This is a genomic window from Candidatus Planktophila lacus, assembly GCF_002288385.1.
GTDB lineage: Bacteria > Actinomycetota > Actinomycetes > Nanopelagicales > Nanopelagicaceae > Planktophila > Planktophila lacus_D.
Genome location: NZ_CP016783.1, coordinates 1,033,722 through 1,047,373 on the forward strand (window position 1 = coordinate 1,033,722; position 13,652 = coordinate 1,047,373).

16 protein-coding genes are annotated in these 13,652 nt (G+C 46.9%); 5 read left to right on the forward strand and 11 right to left on the reverse strand.

Annotated features, from left to right (window positions below):
• Positions 1-60 precede the first annotated feature (60 nt).
• The 3 genes from A1sIIB60_RS05185 to fdxA are packed head-to-tail and all read right to left on the reverse strand — an operon-like array spanning position 61 to position 2,468.
• On the reverse strand, positions 61-1,038 hold the full coding sequence (locus tag A1sIIB60_RS05185) for a nucleotidyltransferase family protein (protein ID WP_095689382.1): 978 nt from the start codon (positions 1,036-1,038) through the stop codon (positions 61-63).
• Positions 1,039-2,109, reverse strand: coding sequence for a succinyldiaminopimelate transaminase (gene dapC / locus A1sIIB60_RS05190; RefSeq protein WP_095689383.1), 1,071 nt, complete (start codon positions 2,107-2,109; stop codon positions 1,039-1,041).
• Positions 2,110-2,150: 41 nt separating this feature from the next.
• Complete coding sequence (fdxA, locus tag A1sIIB60_RS05195; protein WP_095671419.1) at positions 2,151-2,468, reverse strand: ferredoxin; 318 nt, start codon at positions 2,466-2,468, stop codon at positions 2,151-2,153.
• A 104-nt stretch (positions 2,469-2,572) separates the two neighbouring features.
• Here fdxA and A1sIIB60_RS05200 point away from each other — a divergent pair, with 104 nt between their 5' ends.
• Positions 2,573-3,556 carry a GNAT family N-acetyltransferase gene (locus A1sIIB60_RS05200; RefSeq protein ID WP_095689384.1) on the forward strand — a complete coding sequence of 328 codons (984 nt, stop codon included), beginning with the start codon at positions 2,573-2,575 and terminating at the stop codon, positions 3,554-3,556.
• Entirely contained in the window at positions 3,553-4,926 is a 1,374-nt protein-coding gene (gene cysS, locus A1sIIB60_RS05205) for a cysteine--tRNA ligase (protein WP_095689385.1), read from the forward strand. Before A1sIIB60_RS05200 ends, cysS begins: the two co-directional genes overlap by 4 nt.
• Before the next feature lie 5 nt (positions 4,927-4,931).
• On the opposite strand, the gene A1sIIB60_RS05210 is transcribed toward cysS, so the two are convergent.
• The 3 genes from A1sIIB60_RS05210 to moeZ are packed head-to-tail and all read right to left on the reverse strand — an operon-like array spanning position 4,932 to position 7,322.
• Positions 4,932-5,246 carry a hypothetical protein gene (locus A1sIIB60_RS05210; RefSeq protein ID WP_095689386.1) on the reverse strand — a complete coding sequence of 105 codons (315 nt, stop codon included), beginning with the start codon at positions 5,244-5,246 and terminating at the stop codon, positions 4,932-4,934.
• On the reverse strand, positions 5,247-6,113 hold the full coding sequence (gene mshB / locus A1sIIB60_RS05215) for an N-acetyl-1-D-myo-inositol-2-amino-2-deoxy-alpha-D-glucopyranoside deacetylase (RefSeq protein ID WP_095689387.1): 867 nt from the start codon (positions 6,111-6,113) through the stop codon (positions 5,247-5,249). It lies immediately after the preceding gene.
• A 12-nt stretch (positions 6,114-6,125) separates the two neighbouring features.
• Entirely contained in the window at positions 6,126-7,322 is a 1,197-nt protein-coding gene (gene moeZ / locus A1sIIB60_RS05220; RefSeq protein ID WP_095689388.1) for an adenylyltransferase/sulfurtransferase MoeZ, read from the reverse strand.
• A 120-nt stretch (positions 7,323-7,442) separates the two neighbouring features.
• Between moeZ and A1sIIB60_RS05225 the strand changes: the two genes are divergently transcribed.
• The 3 genes from A1sIIB60_RS05225 to A1sIIB60_RS05235 all read left to right on the forward strand — a co-directional run bounded on the left by A1sIIB60_RS05225 (position 7,443) and on the right by A1sIIB60_RS05235 (position 9,744).
• The gene (locus tag A1sIIB60_RS05225) at positions 7,443-8,072 is read left to right on the forward strand and encodes a TetR/AcrR family transcriptional regulator (protein ID WP_095689389.1); all 630 of its coding nucleotides are present in this window, start codon (positions 7,443-7,445) and stop codon (positions 8,070-8,072) included.
• Positions 8,073-8,135: 63 nt separating this feature from the next.
• Positions 8,136-8,393, forward strand: a complete 258-nt coding sequence (locus tag A1sIIB60_RS05230; RefSeq protein ID WP_095689390.1) for a DUF3107 family protein — start codon at positions 8,136-8,138, stop codon at positions 8,391-8,393.
• A gap of 1 nt (position 8,394) precedes the next feature.
• The gene (locus tag A1sIIB60_RS05235; RefSeq protein WP_095689391.1) at positions 8,395-9,744 is read left to right on the forward strand and encodes a DEAD/DEAH box helicase; all 1,350 of its coding nucleotides are present in this window, start codon (positions 8,395-8,397) and stop codon (positions 9,742-9,744) included.
• Here the strand turns inward: A1sIIB60_RS05235 and A1sIIB60_RS05240 are convergent, their stop codons facing one another.
• Genes A1sIIB60_RS05240 through A1sIIB60_RS05260 form a run of 5 tightly spaced genes read right to left on the reverse strand, consistent with a single transcriptional unit; the run spans position 9,745 to position 13,606 of the window.
• Complete coding sequence (locus A1sIIB60_RS05240) at positions 9,745-10,413, reverse strand: ParA family protein (protein WP_095689392.1); 669 nt, start codon at positions 10,411-10,413, stop codon at positions 9,745-9,747.
• On the reverse strand, positions 10,413-11,219 hold the full coding sequence (locus A1sIIB60_RS05245; RefSeq protein WP_095689393.1) for an oxygenase MpaB family protein: 807 nt from the start codon (positions 11,217-11,219) through the stop codon (positions 10,413-10,415). The genes A1sIIB60_RS05240 and A1sIIB60_RS05245 overlap by 1 nt, the downstream gene beginning before the upstream one ends.
• 16 nt (positions 11,220-11,235) lie before the next feature.
• Positions 11,236-11,853: a MarC family protein gene (locus tag A1sIIB60_RS05250; RefSeq protein ID WP_095689394.1), complete on the reverse strand. Its 618-nt coding sequence runs from the start codon at positions 11,851-11,853 to the stop codon at positions 11,236-11,238.
• Positions 11,850-12,695 carry a PHP domain-containing protein gene (locus A1sIIB60_RS05255; RefSeq protein ID WP_095689395.1) on the reverse strand — a complete coding sequence of 282 codons (846 nt, stop codon included), beginning with the start codon at positions 12,693-12,695 and terminating at the stop codon, positions 11,850-11,852. Before A1sIIB60_RS05255 ends, A1sIIB60_RS05250 begins: the two co-directional genes overlap by 4 nt.
• Positions 12,695-13,606 (reverse strand): DMT family transporter, encoded by a 912-nt coding sequence (locus A1sIIB60_RS05260; RefSeq protein WP_095689396.1) that lies wholly within the window; start codon positions 13,604-13,606, stop codon positions 12,695-12,697. The genes A1sIIB60_RS05255 and A1sIIB60_RS05260 overlap by 1 nt, the downstream gene beginning before the upstream one ends.
• Between the last annotated feature and the right edge of the window lie 46 nt (positions 13,607-13,652).

Consider the following 13,652-nt stretch of genomic DNA (forward strand, 5'->3'; position numbering starts at 1 on the left):
AATCTGCACATTTCTCAAAAATTGCCGCCAAATCCACCACTTTTTCGGTGATTTATCGACTTAAGTAGGTGATATTTCCAAATTTTCACTCGGAGATAAGTATCTAGAGACGATCTGCGCACCATATTGAACATCACTGCCGTGGAGAATAAATGAATCGCGAATCTGCGCGCCATCACCGATCTTTACGCCATCACCGATGATCGAGTTATCAATAGTTACACCCTGACCGATATCGCAATTAGCTCCGATACTCGAACCACCAGTTGCCAAGCTGTCGGGACCAAAAGTGGTGCCCTTCCCCGCTGCAAAAGCGCCATTTACTAAATCACGAGAGCCCTTAAATAGCGCCGCCGGGGTTCCGATATCAAGCCAGTAAGACTGCTCGCTATATCCAAACACCGGGCGCCCTGAATTTACTAAGTTCGGGAAAGTTTCGCGCTCAACACTTACAACTTTATTAAGTGGAATATCTGAAATTACGCTAGATGAGAAGACGTAGCAACCGGCATTTATGGCGTTGGTTACTGGGTTATCCATTTTCTCTAGAAATGCTGTAACTCGACCGTCTTTATCGGTTGGAACACAGCCGAATGCACGAGCATCTTCGACATTTATCAAATGCAAGGTCACATCAGCTTTATTTTTACGATGAAACTCTAACTGCGTGGCAATGCTGTGGTGGCTAAGTACATCACCATTAAAAATCACAAATTCTTCATGAGCAGCTTTTGCTGCTTCTAAATCAATTAGCTCTGCAGCATTTCGAATCGCACCGCCCGTACCTAAAGGTTCTTTTTCAACGGCATATTTAAGTTGCATTCCCCATTTTGAGCCATCCCCAAAGTAAGGGATAAAAACTTCAGAAAGATATGAAGTAGCCAGAATTACCGTTGTGATCCCAGCTTTCTTCGCCGCAAGAAGTTGGTGCTCTGTTACTGGCAGGCCTCCCACTGGCAACATTGGTTTTGGAGTTTGATTTGTCAACGGCTTCAGGCGAGTGCCAAATCCACCAACTAAAAGAATTCCGATTGCCATTTAAATCGCCGCTTTAATGCGCTGTGCAGCATCGGATATCTGCTTATCTGTCGCCGTCATTGCGATTCGGATATGTGAAGCACCGAGAGCGCCATAGAAGGAGCCTGGTGTTGCGACGATGCCCAATTTGGCCAGCCATTCCACAGATTTCCAGCAATCTTCTGACCTAGTACACCAGATATATAAACCGGCGGCAGATTCTTCAATTTTAAATCCAGCTTCAATCAGCGCTGGGGAGAGCGCAGCGCGTCGGGCGTTATAGCGATTGCGTTGCTCAACTACATGGGTCTCATCACTTAGCGCTGCCACCATTGCGTTCTGAATTGGCAACGGAACCATCATGCCGGCATGTTTGCGGACTTCTCGAATTTGCGAAATCAGTTTTGCATCACCAACCAAAAACGCTCCACGATAGCCAGCCATAGAAGAGCGTTTAGATAGGGAATGAACCACCAAAATATTTGAGTTATCTCCATCTGTGTATTTTAAAAGAGATGAGGGAGTAGTGGAATCTCCGAAGTCGATATAACACTCATCGCAAACCAGCGTTGCACCCTGCTTACGCGCCCATTTAATCGTTTCGCGAAGTTCGGATTCAGAGTGAACGCGCCCAGTTGGATTAGATGGTGTATTTACCCATGCAAAATCCGCGCTCGGCCAATCTGCCGCATCAATTCCAACTGCAATAGGTTCCGATTGCGCAAGTAACGCTCCAACTAAATAAGTTGGATATGCGATATCTGGATAGATAACTTTCTGGCTTTGCAAAAGCGTTGGTAGCCAAGCTACTAACTCTTTAGATCCGATAACCGGAAGTACATCAAAATCTCCCGTTGCACCTAAGTGGTTGATCGCCCAATTGCGAATAGCCTCTTGTAACTCTTTTGTTCCGGCGGTTACGGGATAGCGCGGCGAATCAGAACTTTCTTTAAGTGCGCTTTGAATAAGTTGCGGTGTTGCATCAACTGGCGTTCCTTGTGAAAGATCTATCGCACCATCTGGATGTTGACGTGCGATTTCAGAATATGGGGCGAGGGCATCCCACGGGAAATCCGGCAGTTTTTGACGCATCGTTTTTTCGGTGAGTTAAGCGAACTAGCGTCTCTTGGGAATTATTCTTTAGGAGGAAGCGAAACCACATTTGGGTGGTCGCTATTAGTCAGGCCAACCTTGGCCGCTCCACCTGGTGAACCTAGTTCTACGAAGAACTCGGTATTTACCTTTGAGAAATCTTTCCACTGTGATGGAACATCATCTTCGTAGTAAATCGCCTCTACTGGGCACACTGGTTCGCACGCTCCGCAGTCGACGCATTCGTCGGGTTGGATGTAAAGCATGCGGTTACCTTCATAGATGCAATCAACCGGGCATTCCTCGATACAAGACTTATCTTTGATATCAACACACGGCTGAGCAATTATGTAGGTCACGAGAGTTCCTCCAAATAAAGTCCACATCGCTCTGGGTGTTCAGAGCCTGCGATGGCGCTAATTCTAACCATGCACTTGGGCCAACGCCCGATTAAAGTAACGACATGAGCCCGTCTAGCCAGAAATCGCAACCTAACCTGGCTGCTGCAATTGGCGCACGAGTCACAGTTCGGCTTCATGAAGCAAATGGTGGCTTTAGGGATATCGTCGGGATTCTGCAGAGCTGCGGCGATGGCGTAAACGAGTTACTTAACTCGAAAGGGCAAACAATTTCCTTCTCAGAAGATGAGATTGCTATCTGGCGCGAGATTAAAGCGCTGCCCGACCGCGCAGGAACTGGAGCTCCTTTCTCGCTACGAATTCAAGAGCTAGAACATCTCTCTGATTTAACTTGGCCAGCAGATGAGATTGAAGAAATAGGTAAATGGCGGCTAAGAATTTCAGATGGCTTCACTATGCGCGCAAATTCGGTTCTACCCACAGGTGCTGCACCATTTGGAGAACCTAATTTAGATATAGAAAAGGCAGTTGACGAAGTCGTAAAGATTTATCAGCAGAAAGGGCTAACGCCAACATTTACTTTGCCTTTGCCGCTCTATGAAGAACTTGATAATTTCTTAGGTGATATTGGGTGGGGAGTAAAAGTTGGTGCAGAGTATTTAGTCAACGACATTCCAGATAACCTCGATCTTGAAAGTGCCGATTTTAAAATTGTGATCTCCACGGAGCCAACTCTTGAATGGCTAGAAGTTCAATCTGATCATCAACTTGAACGAATCATGCGAAATTATCCAGCGCGATATGCACAAATCAAATTCCAGAACAAGACAATTGCTATAGGCAGAATTGCAACTTTTGGAAAATGGTCGCTGGCTACTCGCGTATTTGTTAACCCTGAATTTAGAGGTAAAGGTATCGGCGCTTTGCTAATGCGCGCGCTTATGGCAGCTGCAAGCGAACAGGGTGCCACGAAAATTGGTTTACAGGTAGATAGCGAAAACGGCGCAGGATTGGCCCTCTATAAATCAATGGGCTTTCGTTTCCACCATTTCTATAACTACCGCGTTCTTTCGGATGTGAGCAAATGAGTATTTTCTCAATCTATAACACTCAGAGCCGTGATCTACAGACGGTAAATGTCACTGGCAGACCTGTTCATATCTATTGCTGCGGGCCAACTGTTTATCGCGATGCCCATGTTGGTAACTTGCGGACATTTCTCTTAGCCGACTTGATTTCAAGGACTCTCAAATTATCTGGGCTAGATGTTTTACTGATTCAGAACATTACCGATGTTGGTCATATGTCAGAGGATTTTGAATCCGAAGATAAAATGCTTAGCCAAGCCAAATTGGAAAAAGTAGATCCTTTTGAGATCGCCCGCAAATACGAAGAGAAGTTTCATACCGATCTCGCTCGATTGAATATTGCACCTGCCAAGAGCTACCCACGAGCAAGTGAAACTATTCCAGGCATGCTTTCGAGTATTCAAACGCTGATTGAAAATGGCAGCGCATATGTCAGCGAAAGTGGCTCGGTCTATTTCAGCGCCGAGTCCTTTCCAAGTTATGGCGCAATAAGTGGTAATCGCCTTGATTCGCTAAAGCCCGGACATCGCTACGAATACTCAGATGATGGAGAAAAGAAGTTCCACGCCGATTGGGCGCTCTGGAAATCAGCCGGCAACCGCAGTGAAATGGTTTGGGATTCACCTTGGGGTCGCGGATTTCCTGGTTGGCATATTGAGTGCACAGCGATGTCACTTGATCTTTTGGATAGCCACGTAGATATTCATGTTGGTGGAATTGATCTTCGCTTTCCACACCATGAAAATGAACGTGCGCAATCAAATTCCATTATCGGAAGCGAAGCGGTTGATCTTTGGGTACATGGTGAACATCTACTCTTTGAGGGTCGCAAAATGTCAAAGAGCGCCAATAACGTTGTCCTTGTTGAAGATTTAATCTCGCAAGGCTTAGATCCACTCTCACTACGTCTGGCGCTAATGGAGAACCGCTATAGATCGCAAATGGATTTAACATGGGACTCACTACGTGCAGCAAATTCGACTCTTAACCGTTGGCGTAGCGCAATGGCTAGTTGGGGCAACTCTGAAACGATTGGTTTTGACTCCGAAATTCATTCTGCCTTACTTGCAGATTTAGATACTCCCCGCGCCTTGCTGAGATTGCGCGCTGTCGAAAAAGATCAATTACTTACACAGATGCAGAAGCGTGAAATATTTAACTACGCCGACCAAGTATTTGCCTTAGATTTGAAACGAGTGGTCGAGGTTAAGCCGCTGACTTCTGAACAATCTGCTTTGCTAGAAAGCCGAGCAACGGCCCGTGTCAATAAGAATTGGGGCGAGAGCGATCGCATTCGAGATTTGTTAGCCCGCGATGGAATAGTCGTAAGTGATAACCCAGAAGGTCAGAGCTGGGCTTGGTCTATCTGACCATTTTAATTCGCTGGTAAGAGAAGTGCTGCGATAATTGCAATAAATGAGAAGGCTAGAAAATAGTTTCCTAAAGAATCTCCCTGGATAAAGATTTCGTTTCCATTTCCGAAAGATGCGCCGCGAGTGAAGATAAACATCCAAGCCAGCGTTGCCAAGGCTTTGTATCTGCGTTTTCCATAACTTCTGCCAACGGCCCAAATAGCGGTAAAGGTTCCAATAACCGCTAAGGCGATACCAAAGGGTGGAAGAAAAAGATGTAGAAACACTGCGGCAACCCCGGCTGCTGCCCCCGCGACAAGAGAAGCAATTATCTTCATTTAAAGTTTGACTCCGGCAAAGATGTCGCGCTCTCTACCATTTTCATCAAATGGCTCTGCTTTATTTCCACGAACTAAGGTGTAGTACTCATCGCCCCAGACTTGAAGCCCTAAATTATTAGATAGCGCAAAGAAAGGTCCGTCAGTAGAAATCTGAGTTACATGCGCCTTCATCGCCGCCATCTTCTTCTCAACCTGAGAATTTCCATCAATTAACGTTGTTACAAAGTGATCATCCTTTGCGAAGGGGAGATCATCAACGCTTTCGGCCCCGAAGAAATCAGATCCAAGTTCTTTCATCTTTGCCATGCTTTCGGCGATTACTGATTTAGGCATTGTGTTCCAATAAATCTTTTGAATCTGCCAAGTCGATTTATCCGCCGCCAGCATCGCAATCCGGTGAGCCTGTATGTGATCGGGGTGGCCGTATCCCCCAATTTCATCGTAGGTAATCAAGACATGTGGCTTAACTTCATTAATTACCGATACAAGATATTGCGTTGCTTCTGCAAGATCTGCCTGCCAGAAAACATCTGGGCGGTTATTTGGATCCGTACCCATCATTCCGCTATCTCGGTAAACCTTCTTACCTTCGGCTAAGAAGCGGTGATCGGTTATGCCCAACTCATTCATTGCATCGGTAAGTTCAGTAATTCGGTGCTCGCCTAACTTATCTGTGGCGCCGCTTGCTAGATGTGTTAGTTCTGGAACGAGAATGTCGCCTTCTTCACCGCGCGTGCAGGTTATGAGCGTTACAGATGCGCCAAGCTCTGCATAAAGCGCCATTGTTGCGCCATTGTTTATCGTCTCGTCATCGGGATGCGCGTGAACAAGAAGTACGCGATAACCCGAATAAGACTTTGTCATTAACGCTGCTCTTTAATAAACCGGTAGCGAGGTATCGATTTGCTTGGCCCAAGCGATGACTCCACCAGAAACATGAGAAGCGCCTGAAAAACCTGCTCCTTTAAGAATGGCAAGACATTCGGCCGAACGTACCCCGCTCTTGCAGTGCAAAATAATTGGTTTATCTTGCGGCAGATCTGCCAGAACAGTTCCGTCTAAGAATCCTTGTTTAGGTAGCAGATGCGAACCTGGGATACGAACAATTTCAAATTCGCTTGGCTCGCGCACATCAATAAGATAGAAATCTTCTTTGTTGTCCATCTTTGATTTGAGTTCGCTTACAGAAATTGTGGAGTCTTTAACTGCAACTTCTGCAGCATCTGACAGAGTTCCACAGAATGCTTCGTAGTCTGGGAGAAGCTCAGTCTGAGTTGGATTGTCACCGCACAATGGACACTTTGGATCTTTGCGAATCTTTACTTTGCGGAACGACATTTCAAGTGCGTCATAGACCATGAGTGAGCCAACCATCGGTTCGCCAACTCCAGTAATGACCTTTATCGCTTCGGTAGTTTGAATAGATCCAATGGTTGCGCAGAGAACTCCGAGTACGCCACCTTCGGCACAACTTGGCACCATTCCAGGAGGTGGCGGTTCTGGATATAGACAGCGGTAGCAAGGTCCGTATTCGGCCCAGAAAACGCTCGCTTGTCCATCAAAGCGATAGATCGAGCCCCAGACATAAGGTTTCTTTAACAAAACACAGGCATCATTTACGAGATAGCGAGTTGCAAAGTTATCTGTTCCATCAACGATGATGTCGTACTGCGCAAAAATTTCCTTCACATTTGTAACATCAAGACGAACTTCATGAGTAATCACATTTACATAAGGATTAATCTCTGAGATTTTCTCTTTCGCAGATTGCGCTTTGCTCTTTCCAATATCGGATTGACCGTGAATTATCTGGCGCTGCAGATTAGATTCATCGACGGTATCGAATTCAACTATTCCGAGAGTTCCAATTCCGGCTGCAGCTAGGTACATAAGGGCTGGCGAACCAAGTCCTCCTGCGCCTACGCAAAGGACCTTTGCATTCATTAGCCGTTGCTGACCTGTCATAGCAACATCAGGAATAATTAGATGTCGGCTATAGCGGCGAACCTCATCAACAGTTAGCGCAGGGCCGGGTGAAACTAACGCTGGTATTGAATCGCGCTGTGAAGTCATGGTTCGTATTCTGCCGTAGCCATCGGCTGAGTGCCAATTCGATAACTTTCTTGCTGCAAACGACTCTCAACTGCATATCTCTCTTTCGCATTTGCCAGTATTGCCTCTACGATATGCGCAATGACTACTGTTGATCTAAATTCAAAAGGCGACAAGGCCCGCTTGCCACGCGATGAGCGTCGTGCAATTCTCTTAAACGCGGCGCTAGAAGTATTCACTGCAGCTGGCTACCACTCCGCTGCAATGGATGAGATCGCAGATCGCGCCAATGTCAGCAAGCCGGTTCTTTATCAGCATTTTCCATCGAAATTAGATCTTTACTTAGCGGTTCTAGACCTTCACATTGACTCTCTGGTCTACGAAATTCAAAAGGCAATATCTTCAACTCCAGATAACGCAAAGCGCGTACATGCAACCGTGGTTGCCTACTTCGAATTTATCGAAAATGAAGGTGAAGCATTCCGCCTGCTATTTGAAAGTGATATGAGCGTTGAACCACAAGTTCGTGAGCGTTTAAATCGCATGACCTACGATTGCGCGGCTGCAGTAAGCGCTGTGATTTCAAATGACACTGGACTTCCTAAAGATGTAGCAATGCTGCTTGGCGTAGGTCTAATTGGCTACGTCCAAGTAGCCGCTCGCCACTGGTTGGATCGCGACAGCAAATTATCTAGACAACAAGCCGTTGAACTCGTTGAGAATTTGATGTGGCGCGGAATTTCAGGGTTCCCGCTCTCTGGCGGCAATTAACTCACCTTTTATCGCTTAATTTCTGGCAGATCTCTCTGATGGATTTGCCGATAGGATAAGGACATGAGTACAAAGAAGATTGATTCTGGCGCAGCAACCCAAGTGCGCATCTCCGTAGCAAATATTTCAGCAGATCTCGTATTTGAGACCAATTCTTCTGTTGCAGAGGTAAAGAGCGCAGTTGCGGCAGCGTTGGCAGGCGGCACCGCCTTAAATCTCCAAGATTCACGTGGGCACGAGATCATCGTTGCTGGCGACAAGATCGGTTTCGTCGATATCGGCGTCGCAGCAGATCGTCGCGTTGGTTTCGGCGCTCTCTAAGGTGTCTATAACTTTTGCCGATCTTCCGCTACGTCCTGAGACGCAAGCGGCTCTTGCTGAGCATGGATTCAAATCTCCCTTTCCAATTCAAGAGATGGTTCTACCAATTGCGCTCGGCGATGGCGATGTAATCGGTCAAGCAAAGACAGGCACTGGAAAGACACTTGCTTTCGGCATTCCCCTTATCGAGCGAGTAATCGCACCACTGGATAAAGAGTGGGACGCGCTAGTTGCCAAGGGGCTTCCACAAGTACTTGTTGTTGTTCCTACTCGCGAACTTTGTGTTCAGGTTACAAAAGATATCGACGAGTTAACCGGCAACCGCGGCATTCGTACCCTTGCTGTTTATGGTGGGCGCGCCTTTGAACCACAAATCGAAGCGCTCGAAAAAGGCATTGAAATAGTTGTAGGTACACCAGGCAGACTCTTAGATCTCTATCGCCAAGGACAGTTAAAGCTAAAGGAAGTTTCGCGCGTTGTTCTAGATGAAGCAGATGAGATGCTCGATCTAGGATTTCTTCCGGATGTAGAAAAGATCTTCACGAGCACTCCAAACCGTGCGCAAACAATGCTTTTTTCAGCAACCATGCCTGGAGATATCATCGCTTTGGCGCGCAGGTTCATGAACCAACCAATTCATATTCGCACTCAAGATAATGAAGATGAAGGCGCGGTTGTCTCGCGCATCAAGCAATATGTTCTACGCGCACATGCCCTAGATAAGATCGAGATGTTGGCGCGAATTCTGCAAGCCGATGGCCGCGGACCAACCATCGTTTTCTGCCGAACTAAGCGCACCTGCCAGAAGACATCTGATGATTTAGCAGAACGCGGCTTCCGCGCCGCTTCAATTCATGGTGATCTTGGACAAAGCGCGCGCGAGAAAGCGCTTAACGACTTTAAGGCCGGTAAATCTGATGTTTTAGTTGCAACAGATGTAGCCGCTCGCGGAATCGACATTGATGGAATAACTCACGTAATTAACTATCAATGCCCGGAAGATGAAAAAACTTACGTGCACCGTATCGGCCGCACTGCTCGCGCCGGTGCAGATGGAATCTCAGTAACTTTTGTTGACTGGGATGATTTAGCGCGCTGGAAGATGATTGATACTGCGCTAACTCTGGGCCTAGGTGAACCTGAAGAGACGTACTCATCATCTGAGCACCTATATGAAATGTTAAATATTCCAGCAGGTTCTAGCGGTCGAATGGTTAAAGCTAAGCCAGTAAGTGAAGCTCCAAGAAAAGAGCCAGCAAAGTCCTCTCCAACTAAAGACAAGCCAGCAAAAGAGAAGAGCGAAGACCGTACCGCTCGGGTACGAACCCGCACCAAGAAATTTACTTCTTAACTACTCAAGCCCTAACTTTTCCAGTATTGAGTAGCCAACGTTTCTAAGGCTTTCTGCACTTTCACTTGCCTTGTCATGAGTCAAAATTGATAATTTGGTTGCGGCAGCTGCCTCTAACTCAGTTGATTCAAGGAGCGGCTCATCAATTAGCTCTGCCGCAGCGATTAGTGTGTTTTCGCCGATCGCTAGAGCCTTAACTTCAACTCCTGCCGAAATTGATTTGATCTGTAAATAGCCTCTGAAAGAGTGCAGGTTATTTCTAACTGGTACAACTACAAGTTGAGATACGGAAAGCGCCATAGATAAAGGCTGAGATAGAGATCCTGGTAGGTCCAAGACAACTACGTCATAGCTCTTGGGAAATTCAGATAGAACCTTGGAAAGTGCATCTACTGAGAAATTAGCAACGAGTCGTGAATCGGCAGGAATGAAATCAAATCTCTCTGAAGTTGTTACCAAGTTTGAATCAGTTATCTTGCTTCCGCTTAAGAAATCTGCGATTGATGTGCGCGGATTTTCAAAACCCAGTCGGAAAGTCAGCGCACCAGCGGGATCTAGATCAATCAGCAAAGTCTTCTTGCCAAATTCGGTAAATGAAACTGCAAGAGCGTGCGCCAGAGTTGTTTTCCCGACACCACCTGCAGAATTGGCTATTGAGAGAACCTTCATTATGCGGCCACAGAATTCCAGCGAACTAACGCCTGCTTATATACGGGAGGCGCGAGCAAAACTTCAGGAATTACTCCAAAGGTCGAGCGAACTGCCTTCAGTGAGATATCGGTAATTAAATTTTGGCCTGGTATCTGAGGAGTTCCATAAAGTCTGCGCGCCCATTGCGGCAGTGAACTTGCCGCAAGAAGTGCAAGCGAAGCCCAGGCAGGAGCTGCCGGGGTTGCAAACCTAACCGCGCTTGGCATGGGTGGAATCGTTAGAAATAGCGCTGCTCTCTTTGCATCATCTGATGCGCGCAGTTCCGAAGCAATATTCTGAAAGTAGCTCTGCATCTCTGCCATATTTGCTGGAACATCGGCAGTTGGAACTCCAACTAACTCTGCGAATAAAACCATCTCTGATACATATTGATCAGCTTCTAGATCGCTAATCGCCATACCCGAGCGACGAGCGATATCAAGGAATGAATCGACCATCGACATATGCACCCAGAGAAGCAGATGAGGATCATCTAAACCAAGAGAAGTATGAATTTTTCGCACCCGTGCTGCAAGGGCTTGTGCCTGACTTCTATCACCAAAGGTAATTGTTGAAACATAGTCGCCAGTGCGTTGCAGTCGCCCCCACGCATCTTCGCGAAAGTTTGAATTCTGAGCCACACCATCCATGGCAATTGGATGAAGTGCTTGCTGTAGAAGGGCGCGAATTCCGCCAACTGCCATCGCGGGATCTGAATGAATCTTCCAGGTCATAGTTTCGGGTGAGAAAAGTCCGCGGGGATCTTCAAGTATTTGGGTAGTCATAAATTATCTTTGCTCGCTACTGCGCGGTGAAGGCTTTAATCGCATCGACCAACATCTGAACCGCAATTGCGGCAAGTAGCAAGCCGGCGATGCGCGCTAGCAAAGTGACTCCAGAATCTTTAATAATTCCGAGGATTGTTGTAGAAGCCATAAGTGAAACAGCAATCACAACGTGTACTGCAACAACTGCTGCAATTAAGCCGAGGCTTTGCGCAGGAGTCTCGATTTGTTGGACAAAAATCATCGTTGCAACGATCGCTCCAGGTCCAGCTAATAGCGGCGTCCCTAGAGGAACAAGTGCAATGTTCTTATCTTTGCCGTCGGTACCGCCCATATCTCTACCGGTAAGAAGTTCTAACGCGACATAGAGAAGTAATAAACCACCAGCGGCTTGCAGGGCCTCGATGGAAACGTTCATATATTCGAGAATGAAGCGTCCAAAGATCGAGAAGAAGGCGATAACAATTAAGGAAACTAGCGCTGCCTGCCAGGCGAGTTGAATCCGCTCGCGCTTACTTTTATCAGCAACTAAGCCAAGAAAAATTGGGGTGGCACCTGGTGGATCTAAAATCACCAAGAGAGTAACGAATGCTTGAATAGAGAAAGTTAAGGTGCTGACTTCAGCAATATTCATGGCGTAACTACCCTTCGTTGACTTGCCAGCGACTCCAAGCGCTCCCATTGTGCAGGATCAGTGAGGTTTTCGCCTAATGAATTTAACTTTCCTTGGCCGTGATAGTCGCTTGCCCCAGTAATTACTAGATTCAACTCGGCTGCAACTTGCCTTAACTCAGTGCGCTCACTTGCAGTGTGGTCACGATGATCGATCTCGATCCCATGCAATCCTGCCGCAACTAAATCTGAAAAAATAGAAGTAGAAATTACATCTCCGCGCCGCGATGCCATGGGATGCGCAATTACTGCGACTCCCCCGGCTGCAACGATGGTGCGGATAGCCACTTGAGGTGTCGGCGTTGCATGGGTTACGTAATACTTTGAATCGTTTGTTAAAAGTTCTGCAAATGCCTCATCTCTCGATTTAACGACGCCATTTTTCACAAGCGCATCGGCTAAATGTGGTCTTCCTAGGGTTGCACCCTCTGGAGTCGCTGCGATTACATCTTCCATCGTTATAGCGAATCCATCGTTACGAAGTAGTTCAACCATCTTCTTCATTCTGGGAATACGGGTATCTCGGGCGTCAGATAACATCGCTTGGATCTCAGAATTTTCTCCATCGAAGAGTAATCCGAGCATATGAACGCTAATTCCATCTTCGGTGAGCGTAGAAATTTCTGCACCAAGTGCCAGCGAAATTGGTTTTCTTGCGGCAGAAATTGCTTCCGCCCAACCTGAAGTTGTGTCGTGATCGGTTAATCCAAGAACTGTGATTCCAGCAGAAAGCGCTTTATTAACTAACGCAAAAGGAGAATCAGTTCCATCGCTTGCGGTGGTGTGGGTGTGTAGATCAATCATTACTCGGCCGTCTCTTTACTTGGAGCGCTAGTTGGACGTGTACGAAGAACTACGAGTGCGCAACCGAAGAGAATAAGTGCGATTCCTGGAACAACACCGAGAGGTGGTCGTTGATCCATCCACCACATTGCAAGGATCGCACTTACTGGAACTTCAAAGAAGACGATCAGTGATACGACCGCCGGTGAAACTCTCTTCAATACCGAGTTAAACATAGTATGGCCAAGAAATTGTGCACCAAATATCAGTCCTAACAGGATCCACCATTCGCGCGCTTCAAAGCTAAAGATCTGATTTCCGGCGATCAGCGCCATTGGTAGCGCAGTAATGGCGCAGAAGAAATAACAGATCGCTGTGTAGGTTGAAGTTTCTAAAGTCTGTTGCGCTTTCGATCCAACCAACATATAAACAGCTGCTAACGCTGCAGAGATAATCGCTGCTACATCACCGAGAAATGCCCGAAGTGAAATCTGGAGGTCGACTCCGGAAATCAAGAGCACTCCCCCAAAGCTAACAAACATGCCCATCCAGGCACGCGATGGAATATCTCCACCAGTTAGCTTTACAAAGAGCGCTGCAAATATTGGCTGAAGTGCAACGAGGGCAGTTCCTGCAGCAACTGTTGTCATTCGCATAGCGAGAAAGAATCCGATGAAGTGAAGTGCAAGAACGATTCCTGAAAAAATTGCCCATTTTGCGCCGGTGCGATCAATGCGATGGCGCAGCGCAAATGGCGCCGTCATTAGCGATCCGCCTAGATTTCTCCAGAAGATCAAGGTGAGTACTGGCATTGCGCTCATGGCAATCAATGGACCTGAAGTGCCGATGCCAATAATTCCGAGGCCTAAGCGAATTAAATCTGGACGCGCAGGAATTTGTGTGTGGTTATCACGAGATAAAGGCTGCGACATGGAAGTAAAGGTAGCCGATACCCTTAGCCAATGAAGGGAGGCCGAA